Source organism: Azotosporobacter soli, from assembly GCF_030542965.1.
Taxonomy (GTDB): Bacteria; Bacillota; Negativicutes; order SG130; family SG130; genus Azotosporobacter; species Azotosporobacter soli.
The window spans coordinates 18,369-39,964 of record NZ_JAUAOA010000019.1; the positions used below are offsets into that span (position 1 = coordinate 18,369).

A 21,596-nucleotide genomic window follows, 5' to 3' on the forward strand; every position below is an offset into this window, starting at 1 on the left:
AACATTTTCGGTTTGGCTTTTTTCTTATCCGTTTTCCATTATTTAATTTCTTCCTTTTTCGTCAAACCCGATTGCGTAGCATACACAATCAACTGCGCCCTATTTTCCAATTCCAGTTGATTCATAATTTCCCGCATATGGTACTTGACGGTCGCCAAACTCAGGTTCATGCTTTCGCCTACTTCTTTATACGTCATTCCCTCGGCCACCAGCGTAAGCACCTCGATCTGTTTCGCTGTGAGCGGCACTGCCTTGCGGGGAAAGCTCACTTCCGTCGCGCGACTTTGCTCACGCCGGGCAAATTCCTGCAGCACCTTCGCCGCCAAGCCCGGCGCAAGCGGCGCTTCGCCAGAGGCCAAACTTTGCAATGCGTCCAGAAACGGTTCTTTTGCCATGCCTTTCAGCAAATAACCGGCTGCACCGGCTTTGATCGCTTCAAAAAGATATGCGTCATCACTCGATACCGTCAGCATCACGACTTTGCTTTGCGGCATTTCAAGTTTGATGCGCCGCAAACCCTCGAGACCGTCCGCAACCGGCATCTGCACATCCATCAGCACGACATCCGGCTGCAGCTCCTTTGCCTTTAGCGCGGCCGTTATGCCGTCATTCGCAACGCCGACAACCTCGATATCATTCGCCAGCAATAAATTTTTCAACCCTTCCAGAAAAAGAGGATGATCATCCACCAATAACACGCGCATCTTACTCACTCCCCGTCTGAGACTCTGGCGGATCGGCCGTTTCACGTTCATTTTCGCTCAGCGGCGCCTGCAGCGTCACTTTCGTTCCATAGCCCGTTTTCGCGTCGAGACGGAATAGGATTCCCGCTTCCTCCGCCCGTTCCTGCATGATTTTTAGGCCGTAGCTGCTCTTCTTTTTCTCGGCCTGTGCGACGTCAAAGCCGCAGCCGTCGTCGCTCAAAGCGATGAAAAGCGAAGCCCGCTCCTGCCAAATTTCCACCTTGACGCGTTTAGCTGCGGCGTGTTTGCGCACATTGGTCAGCGCCTCCTGTATGATGCGCAGCAGCTGGACTTCAACCGTCGGCGCCAACTGCGGCGCAGCCATTTCCTTCTCTCTTTGCAGAACGATTTTGATCCGATAATTTTGTTCAAACCAGCAAAAGTATTCCTGCAGCGTCTGCCAAAAGCCTTTTTCGCTGAATCCCTTCGTCTGCAAACCGGTAATGGATTCGCGGATATTAACATGGACATCCTGCGTCGCTTGCGCCACTTTTTTTAAAAGCGCAGCCGCTTTGCCGCTCTCGTCTTTCGCAAGAAAAGAAAGTGCGGCCTCCACCTGCATATTGATATAGCTCCAGACCTGTCCCTGTCCGTCATGCAACTCTCGGCCGATGCGTTGACGTTCGATCAAAACGGACAGGGCTTTTTCCTGCTCGACGAGCTTCGCCTGATCTTCCTTGTGGCGCGTAATGTCCTGCAGCAAAATCACGCGTCCCAAGCAATGTCCTGTCGCATTTTTCAGCGGCGTCTGATGCGCTTGGTAATGGCGCTTTCCCTCCGGCAGATCACGCACCAGCTCAACGCTCATCCGTTCAAGTGCGGCAAGCGCCGGCCATGCGGCAACGACATCGCTTATCTTTCCGCCCTTATGCGCTGGCAGGCCTGCGAAAATTCGTTCGGCGGCCGGATTCATCTCGACGATGTACCCTTCCTGATCGACAACTAAAAGCCCATCCAGCATCGTTTCGACGACTGCCGCTTGTGCTTCCGGCAAGATCGTAAAGAACAACCACCAACGATAAACCACGATGCTGTACAAACCGGACAGCAAGAAACCAAGCGCCGTAGGCGCAAAAAAATGCTCGCCGGGAAGATTCGCCGCAAAATGCGCCCCAATCGTGATCATCGGCAACACGCTGATCGCAAAGGCCTGACGACGACGCGAGCCCACGCACGTCAGAACCCAACGCAGCCCAAACGCCAGATTAATGATAAACAAGAGATAAACATAATACCCCGCCACATGCGACCAGACGCCGTTGACGCCAACCAACGTTTCGCCTTCCAGCCTCAGTTCCGTCCAATACAGGCCATGCCAGGGATTCGTCGCAATCAGCAGACAGACCAGCGCCAATATGCCGCCTAATACCGGATGCAACCAGCGCGGCATCGTCTTGTCCTGCCCGCTGATTTGCGTGATAAAGAAAAAGCCGACATAGGCTAGTGAAATGGCCGTAATTTGCTGCAAGCTGATTAAAAGAAGCTTGCCTGCCAAATCCTCCTGCAGTTTAGCGCCGATCAAGAGCAGCAGCCACAATGCCTTGCCTGTTTGCGCGGCCACCTGCGCCTTGGCGCCCGCCATCTTGCGAAATTGCCAAAAATAAACCGCCAAGCCTTCAAGGATCGCAACGACGAGTAAATTACCAATCATAGTACCGCCAATCGGCGCGTATATATCAAACACGGACACCCTGAAAAAACCTCCTTGGTCACAGCAAACTTTTCCTTTTGATTGTACCGCATTTTTGCTTGTTCGTTAGTAAAATAAGTTAATAAAACACGTTGCATTTTCTTATCCAGCAGCATCATACCCAGTTGCAAAAAAAAGAGGAAAGACTAGGACTTTCAACATCATCCACGCCTTTCCCTTCTATTTTCTATTTTTCGTTCTTGAACCCCTGCGCCAGCATCGTCGGATACACTTTGGGAAAATAAATTTGGGAATAATAGTTCATCGTGTTGCGACTCCAGTCGCCCTCTATTTCATAGCGCCCAATGTTTCTCAAGTAGCGCTGCATTAACTGATCGTATTCGTCAATCAAGGCCGGCAGTTTCTCTTTGTCATATTTTTCATCATGGCGGAAGGCAGCTACCGGCATGCGCGGTTTTTGCTGCGAAAGGTTGGCCGGATAACCGACCGCCAAACCATTGATCGGATACGTATATTCCGGCAGATCAAGCAGCTCGATGACCGCCTGCGGATTATTACGAATGCCGCCGATCGGCACGATGCCAAGACCCAAGGATTCGGCCGCCGTAATCACCGTACCCATGCAAATTCCCGCATCAATCGAAACGGCAATCGTCGCCTCGACGCTGTCGGGAATAACGAGAGGCTTGCCAACTTTGTCCGCCGCCAATTTGGCCTTATACAAATCGGCCACAAATACAAAGAACAGCGGCGCCTCGGCAATCCACGGCTGCCCGCCGGCAATTTCGGCAAACTGCGCCCGTAGCGCCTTATCGCGCACCACAAGCAAACTGATTTCCTGACTATTAATTGAAGTTGGCGCGGCTTGCGCGGCAGCGACCAGTTCATCGACCACCTCATCGGGAATGGGCTTCGGTAAATATTCACGAATGCTGCGATGGTTCTTCATTACGCGGATCGTCTCATTCATCGCCATCCCTCCCTAAAACAAACGATTGCTCTTATCGAACTAATTCCCCGCGCAGCGCAACATTCCTTCCGCCAGGCAAAGAATACATTTTCACTATCAGCCCATCATGCGATAGCCGATGCCGGATTCGGTCACGATATAACGCGGCCGGGCGGAATCGGCCTCGATCTTGCGCCGCAGCTGGCCGATATAAACGCGAATGTATTGCGTGTCGCTGCTTTCCGCGCCCCAGACCTTCTTCAATAGTTGACGGTGCGTCAGCACCTTGCCGCTGTTTTGCATCAAGACTTTGAGCAGTTCATATTCGGTCGGCGTCAGCTTGACTTCGCAATCCGCTACGAAGACCTGATGTTTGGTCAAGTCAACGACAATTTCGCCGCAGCGCAGCCGCATTTCATCCTCACCGGCGTGGCTTTGACGCAGACAGACGCGGATACGGGCCATCAGTTCACCGATGCCGAACGGTTTAGTCAGATAATCATTGGCGCCGATATCAAGCGCTTCGATTTTTTCGTCCTCCTGATCGCGCGCCGACAAAATGATGATCGGAATCGCGGACCACTCGCGAATCTGGCGGATGACTTCTTTGCCGTCGGTATCCGGCAACCCCAGATCAAGCAAAAGGATGTCCGGTTTCACGCCGATCAGTTGTTCCAGGCCATCCCGCCCTGTCGCGGCTTCCAAAACTTTAAAGCCATGCCCTTCAAGTGATACCTTGATCAAACGCCGGATCTGGCTTTCATCATCCACGACCAATACTTTAAGATTCCCTTCCATCCTGAACACCTCCGTCGTTACACCTGTATCACTGGTTGTTTTACCACCGGCAGCGCAAAACTAATCCGCGCGCCGCCGTCCGGCCGGTTCGCCGCCCAGATCGTCCCGCCATGCGCCTCAATGATTCCTTTGCAAATCGAGAGCCCGAGTCCTGTACCGCTGATCTTGATCGCATCAGCGGCACGATAGAATTTTTCAAAGACATGTTCCAGTTCGGCAGGCAAAATCCCTCTACCGTAATCGGCAACCGACACGATGATCTTCTTATCTTCCTGCGTTGCATTGATTTCGATCGGCGTATCGGCCGGCGAGTATTTCAACGCATTGTCAATCAGATTGATCAGCACCTGTTCCAAAAGGACGCAGTCGCCGTTTGCCAGCGGCATGCCTTGCGCAATGCTGATATCGATAGTACGCTGGCGCACCGCTTCTTCCAGTCGCTTAAGCGCCGCGCCGATCACGTCTTCGATGTCGCACCAGTCCTGTTTGATTTTCATCGCGCCGCTTTCCAGACGTGCCGTATCTAAGAGATTGCTGACCACGCGTTCCATTCGCCCCGCGCCGTGCCGGATGTTTTCCAGCAGTTCGCTCTGCGCGGCCTCCGGCAACGTGATCTCCTTGTCGAGCAGCGTCGACGCCGAGCCCAAGATTGTCGCCAATGGCGTCCGCAGTTCATGCGAAATCGAATTAAACAATGCGCCGCGCAGTCGTTCCGATTCTTCGAGCAGCGCCGCATGGTTCGCTTCGGTCGTCAGATAAATCCGCTCAATTGCGATCGCCGCCATCGCAGCCCACGCCTCAATCAGTCGGCGCTGATCCGCGTTAACCCGGTTTTCCGACATATGCAAGCCCAGAACGCCAATTGTCTTCTCGCGGACATTCAGCGGCAGGTACAGATAGGCGGCGGACGGCAGCGTTTCCGTAGAACGTCCGGCTACCTCGTTATGCTCATACGCCCAGATTGCCACAGCAAGTTCATTCGCATCCTGCATGATGTCGGCTTCCGCATCAGCGAATTTTTCCCATGCCCTCATTTTTAGCATATTTCGTTCATCCGGCAACAATACCGCAACTGAGCATTCCAGCGCCTGAGCCGCGCTCTGCGCCAAGACGCGGATGATGGGTTCCAATTCCACCTGCGCCGCTATTTCACGGCTGAATTCATAGAGCGAACGCGTCCGCCGCTCATGCTGGCGGGCAAACTCAGCTTCGCTGCGCAAACGCTCGGTCTGGCCGCCGGCAACAAAGGCCACCAGAAGAAAGATAAAGAAACTCCAGATATAGCGGATATCCATAACGCTAAAACTCAGCACCGGCGGAACGAATAAAAAATCAAAAACCAACACCGTACAAACGGCAGTTGCGTAAGACGGTCCGCGTCCCCACCAGGCGGCGCTCAATAGCACCGGCAGCAAAAAGAGCATCGCCACATTGAGCAGCTCCAACTGTTCCTTCATGCCGTAATTGATTGCGCTCATCAGCGCCAGCATCGCCAGACCGCCAAGATACTGCTTCCAGTTGACGTCCGCAGACCGGACGCTGGTCTCGACCTTCGGCACATAGTCCTGCGATTGTTTTCCCTGAATCACATGGATTTGGATGCCGCCGCTCTTACGGATCAGCCGATCTACCAAAGCGCCGCCTTTGAGGATTTCCCAAAACCGGTTATGCACCGGCTTGCCGACCACCAGATGCGTAATATTTTCCTTACGGCAAAAGGACACGATTTCCTTCACCATGTCGGCTGCCGGCAGTGACGCGACATGCGCGCCCAATTCCCTAGCCAATCGCAGATTACGCGACAGTCGATCGCGTTCGCGCTCATCGCCGCTGCCCTGCGGCGTATCGAGATGAATCGCGTACCACTCGGCTCGCATTGCGCTGGCCATCCGTTTGGCAACGCGGATCAAATGCGCCGAAAAAGGGCTCGCGCTGACGCAGACCAAAACTTTTTCCGCCGCCGACCACGGTCCCTCGATCGCATGGTCATGCATATATTCATTAAGCTGCTGGTCGACGCGATACGCGGTGAAGCGCAACGCCATTTCGCGCAGCGCGTTGATGTTGCCGGGCCGGAAAAAGTTTTTCAACGCCCGTTCCGCCTGCCCCGGCACGTATACTTTGCCTTCCTTCAAGCGTTTGATCAGATCCTCCGGCGGGATATCGATCAATTGTACCCTGTCCGCAGTCTCAAGAATCGAATCCGGCACCGTTTCCCTGACTTTCACTTCGGTGATCTGCTCTACGATATCGTTCAAACTTTCCAAATGCTGAATGTTGACCGTCGTATAGACATCGATGCCCGCATTTAAAAGCTCGTCGACATCCTGAAAGCGCCGGACATGCCGCGCTCCGGTTACATTCGTGTGCGCCAGTTCATCCACCAACACGAGGCGTGGTTTTCGCGCCAGAATCGCATCGAGATCCATCTCCGCCAGCATCTTTTCCCGGTATTCGATCAGCCTGCCCGGAATCACAGGCAGGCCGGACAACATCTCCTCGGTCTCTTTACGCTTATGCGTCTCCACCCAGCCGACCACCACGTCGACGCCTTCCGCCAAGCGTTCATGCGCATTTTCCAGCATCGCATACGTCTTGCCGACGCCAGCGGCTGCGCCAAGAAAAACTGTCAGTTTGCCGCGACTTTCTTTTTGTATCTTTTTCAGCAACAGTTCCGGATCGCGTCGCTGCTCCGTTATGCCCACTTTCTCCACTTCCCTTCGACTCTCATTTCCACAGCTTCCGTCGAATGCTTCTCTATGCAGTTAAAAGGGCAGATCTGCATCTGCCCTTACGCGCTATTCTTCTCTGCTTTTATTTTACCTGATTTCCTGCCTGAATGGAATCTAATGCCAAATTCAGTTCCAAGACATTAACGCGCGTTTCTCCGAGCAGACCGAACTGCGGCCCCTTGGCCAGCGAGTCGACCAGCTTTCGCACCTGCCCCGGAGCCAAGCCGCGCTTCGCTGCGACCCTATCAATTTGCAGATAAGCGCCGTCGAGCGAAATATCCGGATCGAGACCGCTGCCGGACGATGTCGCCAAATCAGCCGGAATCGTCGCCTCCTTCGCCAAATCGTTTTGCGCGCGAACTTCGCTCACTTTGTCTTTGATCGCGGTCATCAGCTTTTCACTGTTCGGCCCGAGATTGCTGCCGCCCGAAGCGGTCGCGTCATAGCCGTTTTCACCGGCAGCCGACGGGCGACCGATGAAATAATGATCCTGGCTGAAACCTTGACCGATCAATAAAGAGCCCACCAGCTTGCCGTCTTTCTCAAGCAGTGAACCATTGGCCTGTTTCGGAAAGACGACCTGCGCCACCGCGGTCATTGCCAAAGGATAAACAAGCCCGGTCAGCAACGTAAGTACAACGGTCAGGCAAAAACCACTTCGTATCATTTGCATGCTCTCTCCTCCTTTTGCCCTAAAGGCGCGGCAACGCGCCCGACAACCTTGATGCTATGCGGGCCGGTATGGCAGACGACCAGCATTTCTCCTTCCTCCGTATACAACAATTCACAGCCTTTGATTATTTCCTCGATTCCGACGCCCAAGGCTTCAGCCAGTGCCTGCAATGTCTTTCGGCCCGGACGCCAGACGTCCGCTTCATACGCTTCGATGGCCCGCACCGAGACGCCGACGCATTCTGCCAGCTGTATGCTGGTCATTCCTCTTTGCCGGCGCAACAACTGCAATGTGTCGCCAATCGCTTGCCACATACTATCCCAACCTTTCTTATCCGGCCAGCCCCAAGGCCGTCAGGATCATATCGATCAACTTGATACCGATGAACGGGACGATCAGGCCGCCTACGCCATAGAGCAGCAGATTTTTACGCAGCACCTTGTCCGCACCCATCGGCTGGTATTTTACGCCGCGCAAGGCCAGTGGAATCAACGCAATGATAATCAGCGCATTGAAGATGACTGCGCTCAAGATCGCGCTCTGCGGCGTCGTCAGGTGCATGATGTTCAAAACGCCGAGCACCGGATACGCGCCCATGAACATGGCCGGAATGATCGCGAAATATTTGGCCACATCGTTGGCGACGCTGAACGTTGTCAGCGCACCGCGCGTCATCAGCAGCTGCTTGCCGATTTCCACAACCTCGATCAGTTTGGTCGGATTGCTGTCGAGATCGACCATATTGCCGGCTTCTTTTGCCGCCTGCGTACCGCTGTTCATCGCGACGCCAACATCGGCCTGCGCCAACGCCGGAGCGTCGTTCGTTCCATCGCCGGTCATTGCGACCAGCATGCCCTTGTCCTGGTATTCGCGAATCAATTTTAGCTTTGCCTCCGGCGTCGCTTCAGCCAGGAAGTCGTCGACGCCGGCTTCGGCCGCAATCGCCGCCGCGGTCAGCGGATTATCGCCAGTAATCATAACCGTCTTAATCCCCATTCGGCGCAATTCCTTGAATCGTTCCTTAATGCCTCCCTTGACGACGTCTTTTAAATAAATGGTGCCCAGAACCTTGTTCTTTTCCGCCACAACCAGGGGCGTACCGCCGCTTTTGGCGATCCGCTCGCAATCGACTTGCACCTGATCGGGAATCAGCGCGCCCTGCTCATTAACGTAATTCTTCACCGCGTCCATCGCGCCTTTACGAATCTCGCGCCCGTTGAAGTTGACGCCGCTCATCCTGGTTTGCGCCGTGAACGGCACGAACTGCGCATGCAGCTTTGCCATATCACGCTCGCGCAAATTGTATTTCTGTTTGGCCAGCACGACAATGCTACGACCTTCCGGCGTTTCATCGGCCAGCGACGAAAGCTGCGCCGCATCGGCCATATCTTCGGCGCTAACGCCCGGCGCAGGCAAAAATTCAGCTGCCATTCGGTTGCCAAGCGTAATCGTACCGGTCTTATCGAGGAGTAGCGCGTCGATATCGCCGGCCGCTTCCACCGCTCGACCGGACATTGCCAGTACGTTGCGCTTCAGAAGACGATCCATGCCGGCAATGCCGATTGCGCTCAAGAGACCGCCAATCGTCGTTGGAATCAGGCAAACCAGGAGCGCAATCAATACGATGACCGAAATCGTCGTATTGGAGTATACGGCAAACGGTTCAATCGTCGCGACCGCAATCAGAAAGATAAACGTAAGTCCCACCAGTAAAATCGTTAAGGCAATTTCATTCGGCGTTTTTTGCCGTTTCGCGCCTTCAACCAGACTGATCATCCGGTCGAGAAACGTCTCGCCCGCGTTGGCGGTGATCTGTACTTTGAGCCAATCGGAGAGCAGTTTGGTACCGCCGGTCACTGAAGACTTGTCGCCGCCCGACTCGCGAATGACCGGGGCCGATTCACCGGTAACCGCGCTTTCGTCAACCGAAGCAACGCCTTCGATCACTTCGCCGTCGCTTGGAATGATATCGCCCGGTTCGACCAGAACGATATCTCCCTTTTTAAGACTGGCGGCATCGACCCATTCGACCTTATCGCCTTTCAGTCGCTTGGCCTTTGTCTCGGTTCGCGTCTTGCGCAGCGCATCGGCTTGCGCTTTACCGCGTCCTTCGGCCAATGCTTCGGCAAAGTTGGCAAAGAGCAGCGTAAACCAGAGCCATACCGCAATCTGCAATTCAAAGCCGACCTGCGTACTGCCGCCCTGCAGCAGATCACGCAGCAGCATTGCAGTCGTCACAAGCGAGCCGATCATAACGATAAACATGACCGGGTTGCGGAACTGGACGCGCGGATCCAGCTTCACGAAGGACTGGACAATCGCAGCCCCAATCATCTTGCTGTCAAAACCGGATTGTTTTTTCATGCTATTTCCCCCTAAAATTGCTGCCCTTGCAGCATCAACAAATGTTCAACGATCGGCCCAAGCGCCAGCGCCGGCAAAAACGTCAGCGCACCTACGATAATCACCATCGTAGCTAGGAGTATGACAAACAACATCCCATGCGTCGGAAACGTTCCCGCATTGGGCGGCGCTATCTTTTTCTCAGCCATACTGCCGGCAATTGCCAACACCGGAATGAGAACGCCAAACCGACCTAACAGCAATGCTGCACTCAGGCTCAGGTTGTAAAAGAGCGTATTGGCATTGAGTCCGGCAAACGCACTGCCGTTGTTGCCGGTGCAGGACACGTAGGCATACAGCATCTCGCTTAGGCCATGCGGTCCGGCATTGTTCAGCGATGCGGTGCCAACGTCGAGTACCGAGGCAGCAGCCGTGCCGACCAGAATTGAGGTCGCCGGAATCAAAATGGCCAGCGTAGCCATTTTCATTTCAAATGCCTCAATTTTTTTTCCGAGATATTCCGGCGTCCGCCCTACCATCAGACCGACGATAAACACGGTTAGAACAACGAACACCATCATACCGTAAAAACCCGCGCCGACGCCGCCGACAATAACTTCGCCGAGCATGATCTGCAGCATCGGAATCAGACCGCCGAGCGGCGTAAAGCTGTCAAACATACCGTTGACCGCGCCGCAGGAAGCTGCGGTGGTAACGACGCTGAAGAGCGCCGTACCGGCCTGTCCAAAACGCACCTCTTTGCCCTCCATGCTGCTGGCGCTATTGAGTCCCAGCGCAGCCAGATTCGGATTGCCGTACCGTTCCGCGCCGTACAGAAGGCTCAGCATTACACAGAAAAGCAATAACATTGTTGCTAGAATTGCATAACCCTGCCGCTTATCCCGCGCCAAATGCCCAAACATGAACACTAAAGAAGTCGGCACGAGAAAAATGGCCAACGCTTCAAGGAAATTCGTCAGAGGAGTCGGATTTTCGAACGGATGCGCCGAGTTCGCATTGAAGAAGCCGCCGCCATTGGTGCCCAGCATCTTGATGGCTTCCTGTGACGCGGCCGGCCCCATCGCGAGCGTCTGCTCAGCTCCTTCGAGCGTCGTCACCGTTTGGTACGGCAACAAATTTTGAATAACGCCTTGTTGCACGAAAAGCAACGCGAATACGATGGAGAGCGGCAGCATAATCCAAAGCGTACCGCGTACCATGTCCTTCCAATAGTTTCCGAGCAATTTCGTTTGCTTACGCGTCAGGCCACGGATCAACGCCGTTGCGACGGCCAATCCCGATACGGCAGAAACAAAATTTTGCACCGTCATGCCGGCCATCTCCGTCAGATAACTCGTCGTCGCTTCCGGCGCATAAGCCTGCCAGTTCGTGTTGGTCAAAAAACTGATGCCGCTATTGAGCGCCAGATCCCAAGGCACCGGCCCCAATTGCTGCGGATTTAGCGGCAAAAAATGTTGCCCCATTTGTAAACCGATAATAGCCAGCAAACCAAAGACATGAAAAACGACAAACGCTGCGGCATATTGTTTCCAGTTCATTTCTTCGTCCGCTTTGATGCCGCAAATCCGGTAAATCAACCTTTCAACCGGCAGCAACAGCGGATCCAGCCAGGTGCGTTCTCCTTCCAGCACTTTTGCCATATAGCGTCCAAGCGGCAACGCCAATGCAATAAGCACTGCCAGATACAGAATAAAAACTGCAATATCACTAATCATTTAAAATTCCTCCGGTTTCATTAATGCATACAAGAGATAAACCAATAGTCCGGCGGTAATGATTCCTCCGAGCCAAAAATCATTCATAGCCATGCCTCCTTGCGCAGATATAATCGGTATATTTTGATACTACCACCGGCCACATAAAGATAGGGTAAAGATTGTCCGGCCAGATATAAAGAAAGTATAAAGACGACTTTTTCTAACCGTATTTTAATCTTCCGCTAAGATTCATTTAATTTTTCTTTGTTATGCTAACTACAGAATCCATTTGACAGGAGGAATTCACTTGCGAAAAATCACGTCGATCATCTTAGCGCTCGCCTTTATTCTTGTTTCCATCACCGGCATCCAATTGACGGGCGGCAAACCTCCGGCAAGCGCTGCAACGGTTCAAATTCAATCGGTCGCGAGTGCTGCGCCAAACAGCGAAAATGCAGCCGCTCCGGTCCGGCAAAAATCATTCTACCCCAAAGTCGCACACGAATGGGGCGGCTATCTCTTCATCCTTGCCGGCGCTGTCCATCTTGGACTCAACTGGAGACCGATGCGTTCGTACCTTCAGCCAAAGAAGCAGGCGTCTTGACAAAGAAAGGGCCGTCGCAAAACAGCATGCTGTTTTGCGACGGCCCTTTCAATTTTCTGCTCAAACCAGCGTCTCAGCGCTCATTCAGGCAGACGCCGCGCAAAGACGATCTTTGTTCCCGCGACGCTTCGCTCCAGACGGACGCCGCAGTAGCCCTGCGCCAGCAGTTCCGTCTGCCTGGCGCAGTCTTCGCTTTCGACAAGCAGCGCACTTTCTTCGTTCACTTTCCACGCTTGCCGCATATCCCGGCAGAAGACATAGCGCCAAAACGCGCCATATTTCACCTTTAACGCCGCCACCCGCATGCCGATCGCAAATTTTTCCGCCATGCTGGGATAATTTTTCGGCGACACATTCGAACATAAATAATAAAACGGCCTCATATGCTCCGCGATAGCGACCGCATAAAGCGTCATTGTTTTTTGCAGGCCATTGCCGGTATAATCCGGATGGACATTGGAGAGCGGCAAATGGGCGACCTGCGCCAGCTCTTCTGGCGCAAGCCCCAGATCCAAACCGGGATTGTCATCGCGCTCGCCGGCGAAATAGAGCACGCGAAAGCCAACCAGCCTCTCTGCGACAAACACGCCGACCGTTACGCCGTCTTCGCCCAGATACCGCGTGAGATGATCGAGCGGAAAGCGCCAGCATAAATCCGCATCCGGCAAACTGTCGATCACTTCATTATGAAGAGCTTGCACCTGCGTCAACTGCTCCAAGCCAATTTGTTTCATTTCGTAGGAATACGACAGGCCATCCCGCCGATTTTTTATTACGCCTGTTTTTAAATTTTCCATTTACCTTCATCCTTACATTTCTTGTTCCGGCCTATCTTGCCGGTTCTCTACCGGCTCTGGTTTTCCGAAAAACTATTTTTACGGAAGTTCTCTTTGATTAACAACAGAAAGACCAGCACAGCGCCAAAATAAGCAACGCCGATCCAGCCGATTCCTGCAGCCTGCCCCAATCCAGCCGACCAGGCGAAAACAACCGGTCCGAGCATCTGCCCCAGTTTCTTCGTCATGCTGAAAAAGCCGAGCGCCTTGCCCTCGCCAAACGCTTTGGTTGCCGGCAGCGTAAGCAAAAACGTATTTTGCGCAATAAAGCCGATGCTGTCGGCAATGCCGAACAGCGCGACCGCCGCTATGGCCGCCGCCATCGCTCCCTGCCAGGAAAAGATCAGCAGCGCGCTCACGCCGACGCAGCTGCCGACGATAATCAAACGCGCGATATTATTGCTGCGGGCGATGATTTTCCCCATCACCGGTCCCAGATAGACGATGCAAATCCCATAAATCATAAACGCCCGTCCGATATTGGCCGGCGACAATCCCATCTGGTTCGAGTATAAAGGAAAGAAATAATTCAAAAAACCGGTCAGGCAAAGTGCCGACGGAATTGTGATAAATAGCATCACGCCAACGACGCCTGCATCGCCAAAGAAAGCGCGCCAACGGCGCGTGGTCTTGCCAGGCACTGCAACCGCTTGCTTGCCTACATCCGCCTTGTCCGGATCTTTTACCAGCCACAGCGCAAAGACAGCCGTCATTGCAACGACGCCGAGCGCCACGAAAAACACGCCGGAGTAACCGAGTCGTTCTGCGAGCAGCGCACCGAAGGCGCAAGCGCAAATATTGCCGGCATAAATACCGGCGTTCATTTGCGCAAAACCTTTCGCCCTAGCTGCAGCCGCCGGACTCGCAGCCACATAGCCGCGCATTGCCATCCAGGCGAAGCCGAAACCAGTACCAACCAAGGCCCGAGCCAAAATAAAGACTTCGCCGCTCCTCGCCAACCCCGACAGCAAGACGCCGACGAAGAGGACTGCCGCGCCGACGAAGAAAGGAAAGCGCCAACCCCGTTTGTCGATGATAAAACCGGTCGAGATCGCCGTAAGGCTGGCGCAGAGCATCTCAGCGGAAATCGGCAACGCAATTAGCGTCTGCTTTGACAGTCCCCAAAGCGGCTGCAGCAGATTCTTCATCTGCATCGGAATGAAGGAGATCGACATGTCTGTGGCAAGGAAAAATAAAAAGGCCAGCGAGCGGATCATATTCGGATCGGCCGCACCACCGCTTTCCGTTTCGGAATCATCCATTTTCAGCTTCAGCAAACGCAGTACAAACAAGACCACCTCCACCATGAAGAAGAACGAAATCAGCGAGACGGTCAGTGCATCCAGCAGGATGTTCTTCACCTTGTCCTCGACATAAGCCTTGGACAATACGACATGCAGCTGTGCCTCGACGCCGCTTCGATCCGGGCGCAGCGGCATGCTGTACTGAAAAGCCGCTTCGCCTGACGGCGCTGCCGCCGCGCTCCCGTGCAAAAGCTGTCCCTGCGCGTCCGAGAGGTAGATTGTCTCCAATTCGGGCACCGATCGGACGATCCGCTGCAGCCATTCATCGACGCCGCGCAAACGCTGATACGGCACGCCCATGCCGATTACCCGGTCGACGTCCTGTTGGATGATCGCCGCGGAGAGCAGCGTATTCTTCTGCGCGATAGCGAGATAGGCCGTCTTGAAAGTGCTGGTGCTGGCCGCCGCATACGACAGTTGCGCTGCGCCCAGTACCGCGATGAAAAGAAACAGAATTCTCTTGCGCCGGAAAGAGCCGTCCGCAGCCCAGAGCGGAACCAGCCACAGCAGTGCGCCCAGGCAAAAAGCCGCCGCTGCCGCGATTAGCAGCATCGAGCGGATGATCGGTCCCATCTGCCGCTCGGCCTCTGCATCGACATCCGCTGCCGCAAAGCTCATATCGAGCACGGCAACCCAGTTTTCTTGCCGATCACGTACCGGCAAAAGCAGGTGATAGTCCTTTTCTTGCAGCACATAGGCATAATCGCGCGCTGCGCGTTCCTGCTGAAAATCGAGTTTCGCAACGACAGCTGGCGGCAATCGCAGGCCCGTGTCTTCGACCTGCATGCCATATAAGACTCGACCGTCCGGCAAGGCGAGCCGGATATTTTCCAATCCCGGCGCATACGCGGCCGTTTTGCCGAGCAGCTCCTGCATCCCGTAAAAGTTGGTCACGGGTTTGCCGTAGCGCAGCGCATATTCGATTTCCCGCCGTGTTTCACCGCCAGCCACCGCATAACCGGCCACCAGCGAATCGACGTGGTTCTTCTTGAAGGAAAGTATGTTCAGCCAACCGCTGAAACCAAGGACGACGACAGTGATGAGCACAGCGATCGCCGTAAATATCAACAACATTCTTTGCCGCTGCAAACGTTTCTCCTCCTGCCTTCGCCTTCTTATTTTGCTGTGTCGATCGACGAATAGATCCTATCGGCGGCCAGTAAGATGTCGAAACTGGGCGCATACGCGATTTTTTCCGCCACTTCCATGTTTAAGACGATGTTCGGCGTGTTCTCATAGACCTGCGCTAGCTGACGCGGCGTTTTACCTTGCAGGACTTCGCGCATCGCCTGTGCGCCGAAGCGACCGATGCCGCGAAAATCGGCCCGCGACACGCTGAGCAGCGCTCCGGCCCTCACTTCGGCCGCACCCTGCTGGGCAAAGACCGGAATTTTTTTCGCATAAAGCGGCGCGAATGATTCGGCCATGCGGCTGATATCGCGGTCAAAGTACAATGTGCTGTAGACGGCGTCCACGCCCTGATCTGCCAGCCACTGATGCGCAGCAAGCATTTCCCGCCGGAAGGTTTCCTTGTTCGCCTGCCGGTCACTGACGAACGCACGCACCAGCGTGAAGCCTCGTTTTTCTGCGACGCTCTCCACATCGGCCACCGCGGCAAACGCCCGCCCATCGAGCGACGGTTCATAGACCAGGCCTAACTTTTTAAAAGGAATCAGGTCATGAAACACTTCCAGTTGCCGCTGATAGCGCGCCGGATCCATATGCGCCCAGACATGTTCGTAACCGGAATCCGTCGCCGAAGAGATAATCCCTGCCTGCACCGCATTGCTGGTGGAAAAGATGAACGTCGGCACATGATGGCGGTTATTCGCCAGCGCCTGCCCGGCCTGCGTTCCCATCACGATCAGCAGATCGATGTCGCCCCGGTTCAGCCGTTCGATAATCTCTTCCTGTAACGCCGTCTGTTCCTCTTTGCTGCGGTGGGCGAAACTGTAGTATCCATCGGGAACGAACGCCAGCGCCGCGCCGCTCGGCTGCGCCGCCAGCCAGTTCCAGATGCTGCGGCTGTCCGACTGACCGTCCTGATACGGCAGCCCCTGCGTACTGCCGATCAGACCCGCTTCCTGCAGACCCTCCGCCAACCCCGCCAAGGTACTGGCATAGTTGGCGAATTCGCCGGACTCACAGTAAGCGACGCGCGCTGCCTTCAGCGGCAGCTTGCTTTGTCCGCTCTGGTCCGGCAGCGCTTGCGCACGCAAAAGAGCGCCTGCGGTGAAAAGACAGAGCGTCACGCCAAGAAAAAGCCAGAGCGTCCTCTTTTTCCTATTCACGCTTCGTCAGCCGTGCCCCGGTATTCAAGAACCAGGATCGTGATGTCGTCAAATTGTTCCGCACCATTTGAGAACGTCTCGACCGCTTCGACGATCTCGTTGACGACGGTCCGTGCGCCGCTCGAAGGACACTTTTGAATCGCCTGCTCCAAGCGCAGCGTTGTGAACTGCTCTTCGTTCACCGCCTGCGCTTCGGTCACGCCATCGGTATAGATCACCAAGCGATCGCCCGGTTCTAAGCGCAGCTCCTGCTGGTCGTAGCTAAAATCGTCAAGGATGCCGAGCGCCACGCCCGGCGTACAGGGAATCGCATTCAGGCTACCGTCGGCACGGTGCAGGTACGGCGGATTGTGTCCGCCGTTGCTGTAGGTCACCTCGCCGGTCTTTATGTTCAGGATGGCGCAGAACATCGTGACGAACATCGTTTCCTCGTTGCCGCGGCAAAGTTCGCTATTAGTCTTGAAAAGCAACTCTTCACTGCCGATGCCCGGTCTCGCCTTCGCCCGGATCAGCGTCTTCGTCACCGCCATGAAGAGTGAGGCCGGAACGCCTTTGCCGGAGACATCTCCGATCAAAAAGCAGAAATGGTCATCGTCGATAAAAAAGAAATCATACAGATCGCCGCCGACTTCCTTGGCCGGCGACAAATATGCGTAGATATCGAGTTCCTTTATATTGGGGAAAGCCGGAAAAATTTTCGGCACCATGCTCATCTGAATATTACGCGCGACCTGCAATTCACTTTCAATCCGTTTTTTCGTTTCCTGATTCTTTCGTTCGGCGATCAGGTTCTTCGTGATAAAAATAAAAGTGGCAACCGCAATAGCATTGCCGATGATCAACGGCAGACGTATTCCCTGCTCGATCGCCAGTGCCTTCGCAAAATCAGCCAGGAAAAGGAAAGTCAGACCTGAAGCAAACATCTCATAGAATACCGTAAAAGAAACGGCTTCCGTCACGCTCACCAAATCGTCCTTCTTGCGCCATGCGGCATACAGTCCGGCAAATAAACCCGCCAGTACCGTAGCCAGCGTCGCCGACCAGACCGATGCGCCGCCCTGAAGAAAGCGGTCAATTCCGCCGATCAGGCCGACGCCAAGGCCGACCCACGGTCCGCCGATCAAACCGCCCAGAATCGGCCCCGTCGGGCGCAGACTGACCAAGCCGCCGTAGAACGGAATCGCGTTAAACGCGCCGTAGAGAGAAAACAAACCGAATACAGCTACCAGCAGCGCTTGCTGCCTGCGACTTTTCTTTTTCTCCAGGATATTCGAATAAAATTGCGTGCGCGTCAAAAAATAAGCGATGACGCTCATCACGCAAGCCGTGTTCAGTAACGAACTCATGATTTTAAACATAGCGACCTTCCACCCTCCGTACCTTCTCTGCCAAGATGCTCTTTATCTTCTTCGCCTTTGGCGAAAAATCCCCTGCCTTTTGCGCTGGCAAAAGAGAGCCCCTGCGCAGTGCAAACTAAACAAGGTCAAGGAACGCACGGCCTTGCTGCGTTTCAACTTGACCTGGCTAGCTTATGCAACCGGGCGCCTGCATTTTGAAGCACGCTTCAAGAAAGACGCAGCGCCGCCCGTTTAAATTTTTTCATCCACTTTTCCCCGTGCGCCGTTCATAACGGAATATACTTCGCACGCCGTCGGTTGCTGCCCTTCGGCGACGCTTTCGTTAAGCTGCTCCAGTTGCGCTTTCGCGCGGGAAAGGCTGATGCTCCGTACCGCCTCCTCCACACTCGCGCAAAAGGTAAAGAGGCTGCTGAAACCAACCATGTCAAACACTTCTTGCACGCCGGGCCGGAGTCCGACCAGTACCATATGCCCCGCAGCCTTGTCGACCCGTTTCAAGGTCGAGAGAAAGACACGCAAGCCGGCGCTCGAGACATATTCATTCGCTGAAAAATCGCAGATCAGCTCATTTTCCCCGTTCGCGAGAAGCGCCGCCAGACTGTTTTCCAGTTCCTTGGCATTGTTGGCGTCAATTTTTGCCGCAAGCGTAACAACGCTTGGCATTTTATCGGCCTGCTTCGTCAACACACTCGCCTCCATCACTTTTTATACGGCCGCGGTCGTCGGAATGACGCAGACTTCGCTGCCTTTGATCTTTTCTTCGAGATTCCGCTTAATCTTATTGATGCTTTGCTGTACGGCCGCCATTCGTTTGTTGCCGTCGAACTCGAGGAACAGATCGATGCGCAGACAATCTTCCTGGCGTTGCAAGCGAATTTCATGCAAGTCGACATACTCGTCGAATTCGCTCGACAGTTCCTTTAAGATGCTGACCTGAAGCGCCTCGCCAAAATCATAGTATTTATAGATGTGCGTCAGTCCCGCCGCGACGAAGACTTCACGCACCGCAGGCTGCAGACGACAAAAAGCCATCTGGCCCTGGCGTTCATGCACCTCTTTAAACGCCGCAAGAAATACGTTCAGCCCTGCAGGCGAAACGCGTTCTGTCGCAGACAAGTCGCATAGGATCTTCACATGCCCTGCCTGGATCAAAGACGTAAAGAGAGCCTGCGTCTCTTCGGCCGCCGCACCGTCCAGTTCGACCGGCAGACGCACCACCTTGATCGCGCCGATCTCACTCAGCAAAATTTCCACTCGAACGCCCCCTTCTTTCCTTTACTGCGGCCGGTTGATCGTCAGCGTCAGGATATTGCGGTTCTCTGCGCGTCGGTATTCCACCTTGTCCACCAGTTGGTGCACCAGATAAATGCCGAGACCGCCGATATCGCGTTCTTCCAGTGCGCCTTCCAGATCCGGCGGTTTCGCCGCGGTCGGGTCGAACGGCTGCCCCTCGTCGCTGAATATGAGCTCTACATGGTCCGGTTCTTTCGCAATATCGACCTGAATCGTCCCGCTTGACCCGGGATACGCATAGTGGCTGACATTAACGACCAATTCTTCCGTGACCAGTTCCAACTGCATCGTCTTCCGCTCGCTCAAGCCGACATCTCTCATGCTTTCCTTGACAAAATCGATGATCTCATAGACCGTTTCATCTTTTGCGCAAAAAATCTGCTGTGCCCGCTCCGTCATGACAATTACCCCTCCATTGCCATCTTCACCCGCGCTGTCTTCGTTCTAGTTCACGGCCGCCAGCGCTTCTTCCTTATTGGAACAAATCGTGAAGATCTGGCTGAAACCGGCCATGTCAAACACTTCGCGCACAAACGGACTCAGCGAACAGATCACCAGCTGACCGCCGGATTTCGTCATCAGCTTCATCGCACTGAGAAAGACGCGCAAGCCGGCGCTCGAGATGTAGCTGTTGTCGCTGAAATCGCAGATCAATTTCTGCGCGCCGCCTTGAATCGCTTCGAGCAGCTGCTCCTCTACCTGCTTCGCATTGTTCGAATCCACACGCGGCAATACCGTAATGCATTTCACATTGTCTGTCATGTTACGCCTCCTAAGTTTTTAATGTCCGAAACTGTCTCTACCATACCAGAATCCGGCGCACAGCGCACTATCCCAAAGCATAGTTACGCAAAAAATTTTACCCAACGCCGCTTGGCGCTGCTGCCGCCCCTCGTCACTGACTTTTCTCAAGCTTTTCCTAATCTTTTCGACTTTAGCAGTCGATTCCCTGCTTTTTCGCCCTCAGCCTTTCAAGCGGACCACCGGACTGCTTTCATTAAACCGGATACGCTGACCGTCCGGCAATTGCAAGACCGGTTCGGCAAAGCCGCCTTCTTCGAATTCCTCAATCACGGCTTTTCTTCCATCGGCCAGGATGACGCGCTGACCGACCATCTGCTCTTTGCTGTTTTTCAACAAAACGGAGCAGACAAGCGGATCCAGTTTACCCGCCATATCCTTGACCAATTGTTCTATCACCACGAACGGCGTCACGCCGTGGTGATAGACGCGATTGGACATCATCGCATCATAGACATCGGCAACCGCAATGATCCTCGCAAAGAGGCTAATCGCGCGTCCCGGCAATTTTTCCGGATAGCCGCTGCCGTCGACCCGTTCATGGTGCTGCAGGATGCCGAAGAGCAACTCGCGCTCATAACCTTGCAGCGCCAGTATCTCAAGGCACTTGCGCGGATGGTTGCAGACAATTTCGCGTTCGTCCGGCGTCAGTTCGCCGCGTTTATTCAGGATCGCGGGCGGAATCGCCATTTTCCCCAGATCATGCAGCAAACCTGCCACCGTCAGTTTGCGCAGCTTCTCATCGCCCAGTCCCATCCACTGCCCGATCAACGCGGACAGCAGCGCCACATTCACCGAATGGCGAAACGTATAACCGGCAACGCCGTAATCGTGATTGAACAGGATCAGCCGCACGTCGCCCTTGACGAGCGCGAAACATTCTTCCGCCAGCGCGTCGATCTTCTCCTTAGGAAAGGCGCCTTCGCCCTCTTCTAAGATTGCTTCACTGTTCAAACGAAATTCTTCAACCAGTGCATCATACTTTTCTTTGAAGCTCGTGCCGGCTCCGGCATGAAAAAAATAAGCGATCTTGCGCAAAAAATCCTCGCTTACAAACGGCTTGAGAATGTAGTCTTTCGCGCCGTAACAGAGCGCAGTTCGTATCGTTTCCCTGTCCGCGTTGCCGGATAGGATAAAGACCGCCGGCCATACTTCGCCCGGCTTCTCCTGCATTCCACGCAGCGCAGCCAGACCGCCCCGCTCGCCTGAATCGACGTCAAGCAGCAAGAGATCGAGTTCCGCATAACGCCAAAGATTGGCAAAATAGTCTTGTACGCTGTCAAGTTCCGCAACCTGAAAGCCTTCCCGTTCGAGCAAGAGGCGAACCTGCAGACGCATCAGGTGCGATTCGTCAATCAGCAGAATTTTTTTTGCCGCCATTGCCGCACATCCTTTCCGCAGCATTTCATCTGTAATATTTTTACAACAGTTCGCTCTTTATCGGCGAAAAACCTTTTACCCGGATACAATAATCCCGCCTTTCGCAGGAAAATTTTGTCAGA

20 protein-coding genes are annotated in these 21,596 nt (G+C 54.2%); 1 reads left to right on the top strand and 19 read right to left on the bottom strand.

Annotation, left to right across the window (positions count from 1 at the left end; genetic code table 11):
* Window positions 1-38 precede the first annotated feature (38 nt).
* From QTL79_RS14050 to kdpF, 10 genes are all read right to left on the bottom strand, one after another.
* On the bottom strand, window positions 39-704 hold the full coding sequence (locus QTL79_RS14050; protein WP_346355598.1) for a response regulator: 666 nt from the start codon (window positions 702-704) through the stop codon (window positions 39-41).
* A 1-nt stretch (window position 705) separates the two neighbouring features.
* Entirely contained in the window at window positions 706-2,433 is a 1,728-nt protein-coding gene (locus QTL79_RS14055; protein WP_346355599.1) for a sensor histidine kinase, read from the bottom strand.
* A 187-nt stretch (window positions 2,434-2,620) separates the two neighbouring features.
* Window positions 2,621-3,364 (bottom strand): NADPH-dependent oxidoreductase, encoded by a 744-nt coding sequence (locus tag QTL79_RS14060; protein ID WP_346355600.1) that lies wholly within the window; start codon window positions 3,362-3,364, stop codon window positions 2,621-2,623.
* Between the two features lie 96 nt (window positions 3,365-3,460).
* Window positions 3,461-4,141: a response regulator gene (locus QTL79_RS14065; RefSeq protein ID WP_346355601.1), complete on the bottom strand. Its 681-nt coding sequence runs from the start codon at window positions 4,139-4,141 to the stop codon at window positions 3,461-3,463.
* 17 nt (window positions 4,142-4,158) lie between these two features.
* Window positions 4,159-6,846: an ATP-binding protein gene (locus tag QTL79_RS14070; protein WP_346355602.1), complete on the bottom strand. Its 2,688-nt coding sequence runs from the start codon at window positions 6,844-6,846 to the stop codon at window positions 4,159-4,161.
* Window positions 6,847-6,955: 109 nt separating this feature from the next.
* A complete protein-coding gene (gene kdpC, locus QTL79_RS14075; protein ID WP_346355603.1) occupies window positions 6,956-7,546 on the bottom strand; it encodes a potassium-transporting ATPase subunit KdpC in 591 nt (196 codons plus the stop codon).
* Entirely contained in the window at window positions 7,537-7,860 is a 324-nt protein-coding gene (locus QTL79_RS14080) for a helix-turn-helix domain-containing protein (protein ID WP_346355604.1), read from the bottom strand. The genes kdpC and QTL79_RS14080 overlap by 10 nt, the downstream gene beginning before the upstream one ends.
* A 16-nt stretch (window positions 7,861-7,876) precedes the next feature.
* Window positions 7,877-9,910 (bottom strand): potassium-transporting ATPase subunit KdpB, encoded by a 2,034-nt coding sequence (kdpB, locus tag QTL79_RS14085; RefSeq protein WP_346355605.1) that lies wholly within the window; start codon window positions 9,908-9,910, stop codon window positions 7,877-7,879.
* An 11-nt stretch (window positions 9,911-9,921) separates the two neighbouring features.
* Window positions 9,922-11,625 (bottom strand): potassium-transporting ATPase subunit KdpA, encoded by a 1,704-nt coding sequence (gene kdpA / locus QTL79_RS14090; RefSeq protein ID WP_346355606.1) that lies wholly within the window; start codon window positions 11,623-11,625, stop codon window positions 9,922-9,924.
* On the bottom strand, window positions 11,626-11,718 hold the full coding sequence (kdpF, locus tag QTL79_RS14095) for a K(+)-transporting ATPase subunit F (RefSeq protein ID WP_346355607.1): 93 nt from the start codon (window positions 11,716-11,718) through the stop codon (window positions 11,626-11,628).
* A gap of 196 nt (window positions 11,719-11,914) precedes the next feature.
* Here kdpF and QTL79_RS14100 point away from each other — a divergent pair, with 196 nt between their 5' ends.
* The gene (locus tag QTL79_RS14100) at window positions 11,915-12,211 is read left to right on the top strand and encodes a DUF4405 domain-containing protein (RefSeq protein WP_346355608.1); all 297 of its coding nucleotides are present in this window, start codon (window positions 11,915-11,917) and stop codon (window positions 12,209-12,211) included.
* An 80-nt stretch (window positions 12,212-12,291) separates the two neighbouring features.
* On the opposite strand, the gene QTL79_RS14105 is transcribed toward QTL79_RS14100, so the two are convergent.
* From QTL79_RS14105 to QTL79_RS14145, 9 genes are all read right to left on the bottom strand, one after another.
* The gene (locus QTL79_RS14105) at window positions 12,292-13,008 is read right to left on the bottom strand and encodes a hypothetical protein (protein WP_346355609.1); all 717 of its coding nucleotides are present in this window, start codon (window positions 13,006-13,008) and stop codon (window positions 12,292-12,294) included.
* Window positions 13,009-13,055: 47 nt separating this feature from the next.
* Window positions 13,056-15,440 carry an MFS transporter gene (locus QTL79_RS14110; RefSeq protein ID WP_346355610.1) on the bottom strand — a complete coding sequence of 795 codons (2,385 nt, stop codon included), beginning with the start codon at window positions 15,438-15,440 and terminating at the stop codon, window positions 13,056-13,058.
* A gap of 26 nt (window positions 15,441-15,466) precedes the next feature.
* The gene (locus QTL79_RS14115; protein ID WP_346355611.1) at window positions 15,467-16,642 is read right to left on the bottom strand and encodes an ABC transporter substrate binding protein; all 1,176 of its coding nucleotides are present in this window, start codon (window positions 16,640-16,642) and stop codon (window positions 15,467-15,469) included.
* Entirely contained in the window at window positions 16,639-18,000 is a 1,362-nt protein-coding gene (locus tag QTL79_RS14120) for a PP2C family protein-serine/threonine phosphatase (RefSeq protein ID WP_346355612.1), read from the bottom strand. The genes QTL79_RS14115 and QTL79_RS14120 overlap by 4 nt, the downstream gene beginning before the upstream one ends.
* A gap of 231 nt (window positions 18,001-18,231) precedes the next feature.
* Entirely contained in the window at window positions 18,232-18,687 is a 456-nt protein-coding gene (locus QTL79_RS14125; RefSeq protein ID WP_346355613.1) for an STAS domain-containing protein, read from the bottom strand.
* 18 nt (window positions 18,688-18,705) lie between these two features.
* Window positions 18,706-19,254: an STAS domain-containing protein gene (locus QTL79_RS14130; protein WP_346355614.1), complete on the bottom strand. Its 549-nt coding sequence runs from the start codon at window positions 19,252-19,254 to the stop codon at window positions 18,706-18,708.
* A gap of 21 nt (window positions 19,255-19,275) precedes the next feature.
* Window positions 19,276-19,692, bottom strand: coding sequence for an ATP-binding protein (locus tag QTL79_RS14135; RefSeq protein ID WP_346355615.1), 417 nt, complete (start codon window positions 19,690-19,692; stop codon window positions 19,276-19,278).
* A gap of 45 nt (window positions 19,693-19,737) precedes the next feature.
* Window positions 19,738-20,055 (bottom strand): STAS domain-containing protein, encoded by a 318-nt coding sequence (locus QTL79_RS14140; RefSeq protein WP_346355616.1) that lies wholly within the window; start codon window positions 20,053-20,055, stop codon window positions 19,738-19,740.
* 201 nt (window positions 20,056-20,256) lie between these two features.
* Window positions 20,257-21,474: a response regulator gene (locus QTL79_RS14145; RefSeq protein WP_346355617.1), complete on the bottom strand. Its 1,218-nt coding sequence runs from the start codon at window positions 21,472-21,474 to the stop codon at window positions 20,257-20,259.
* Window positions 21,475-21,596 lie beyond the last annotated feature (122 nt).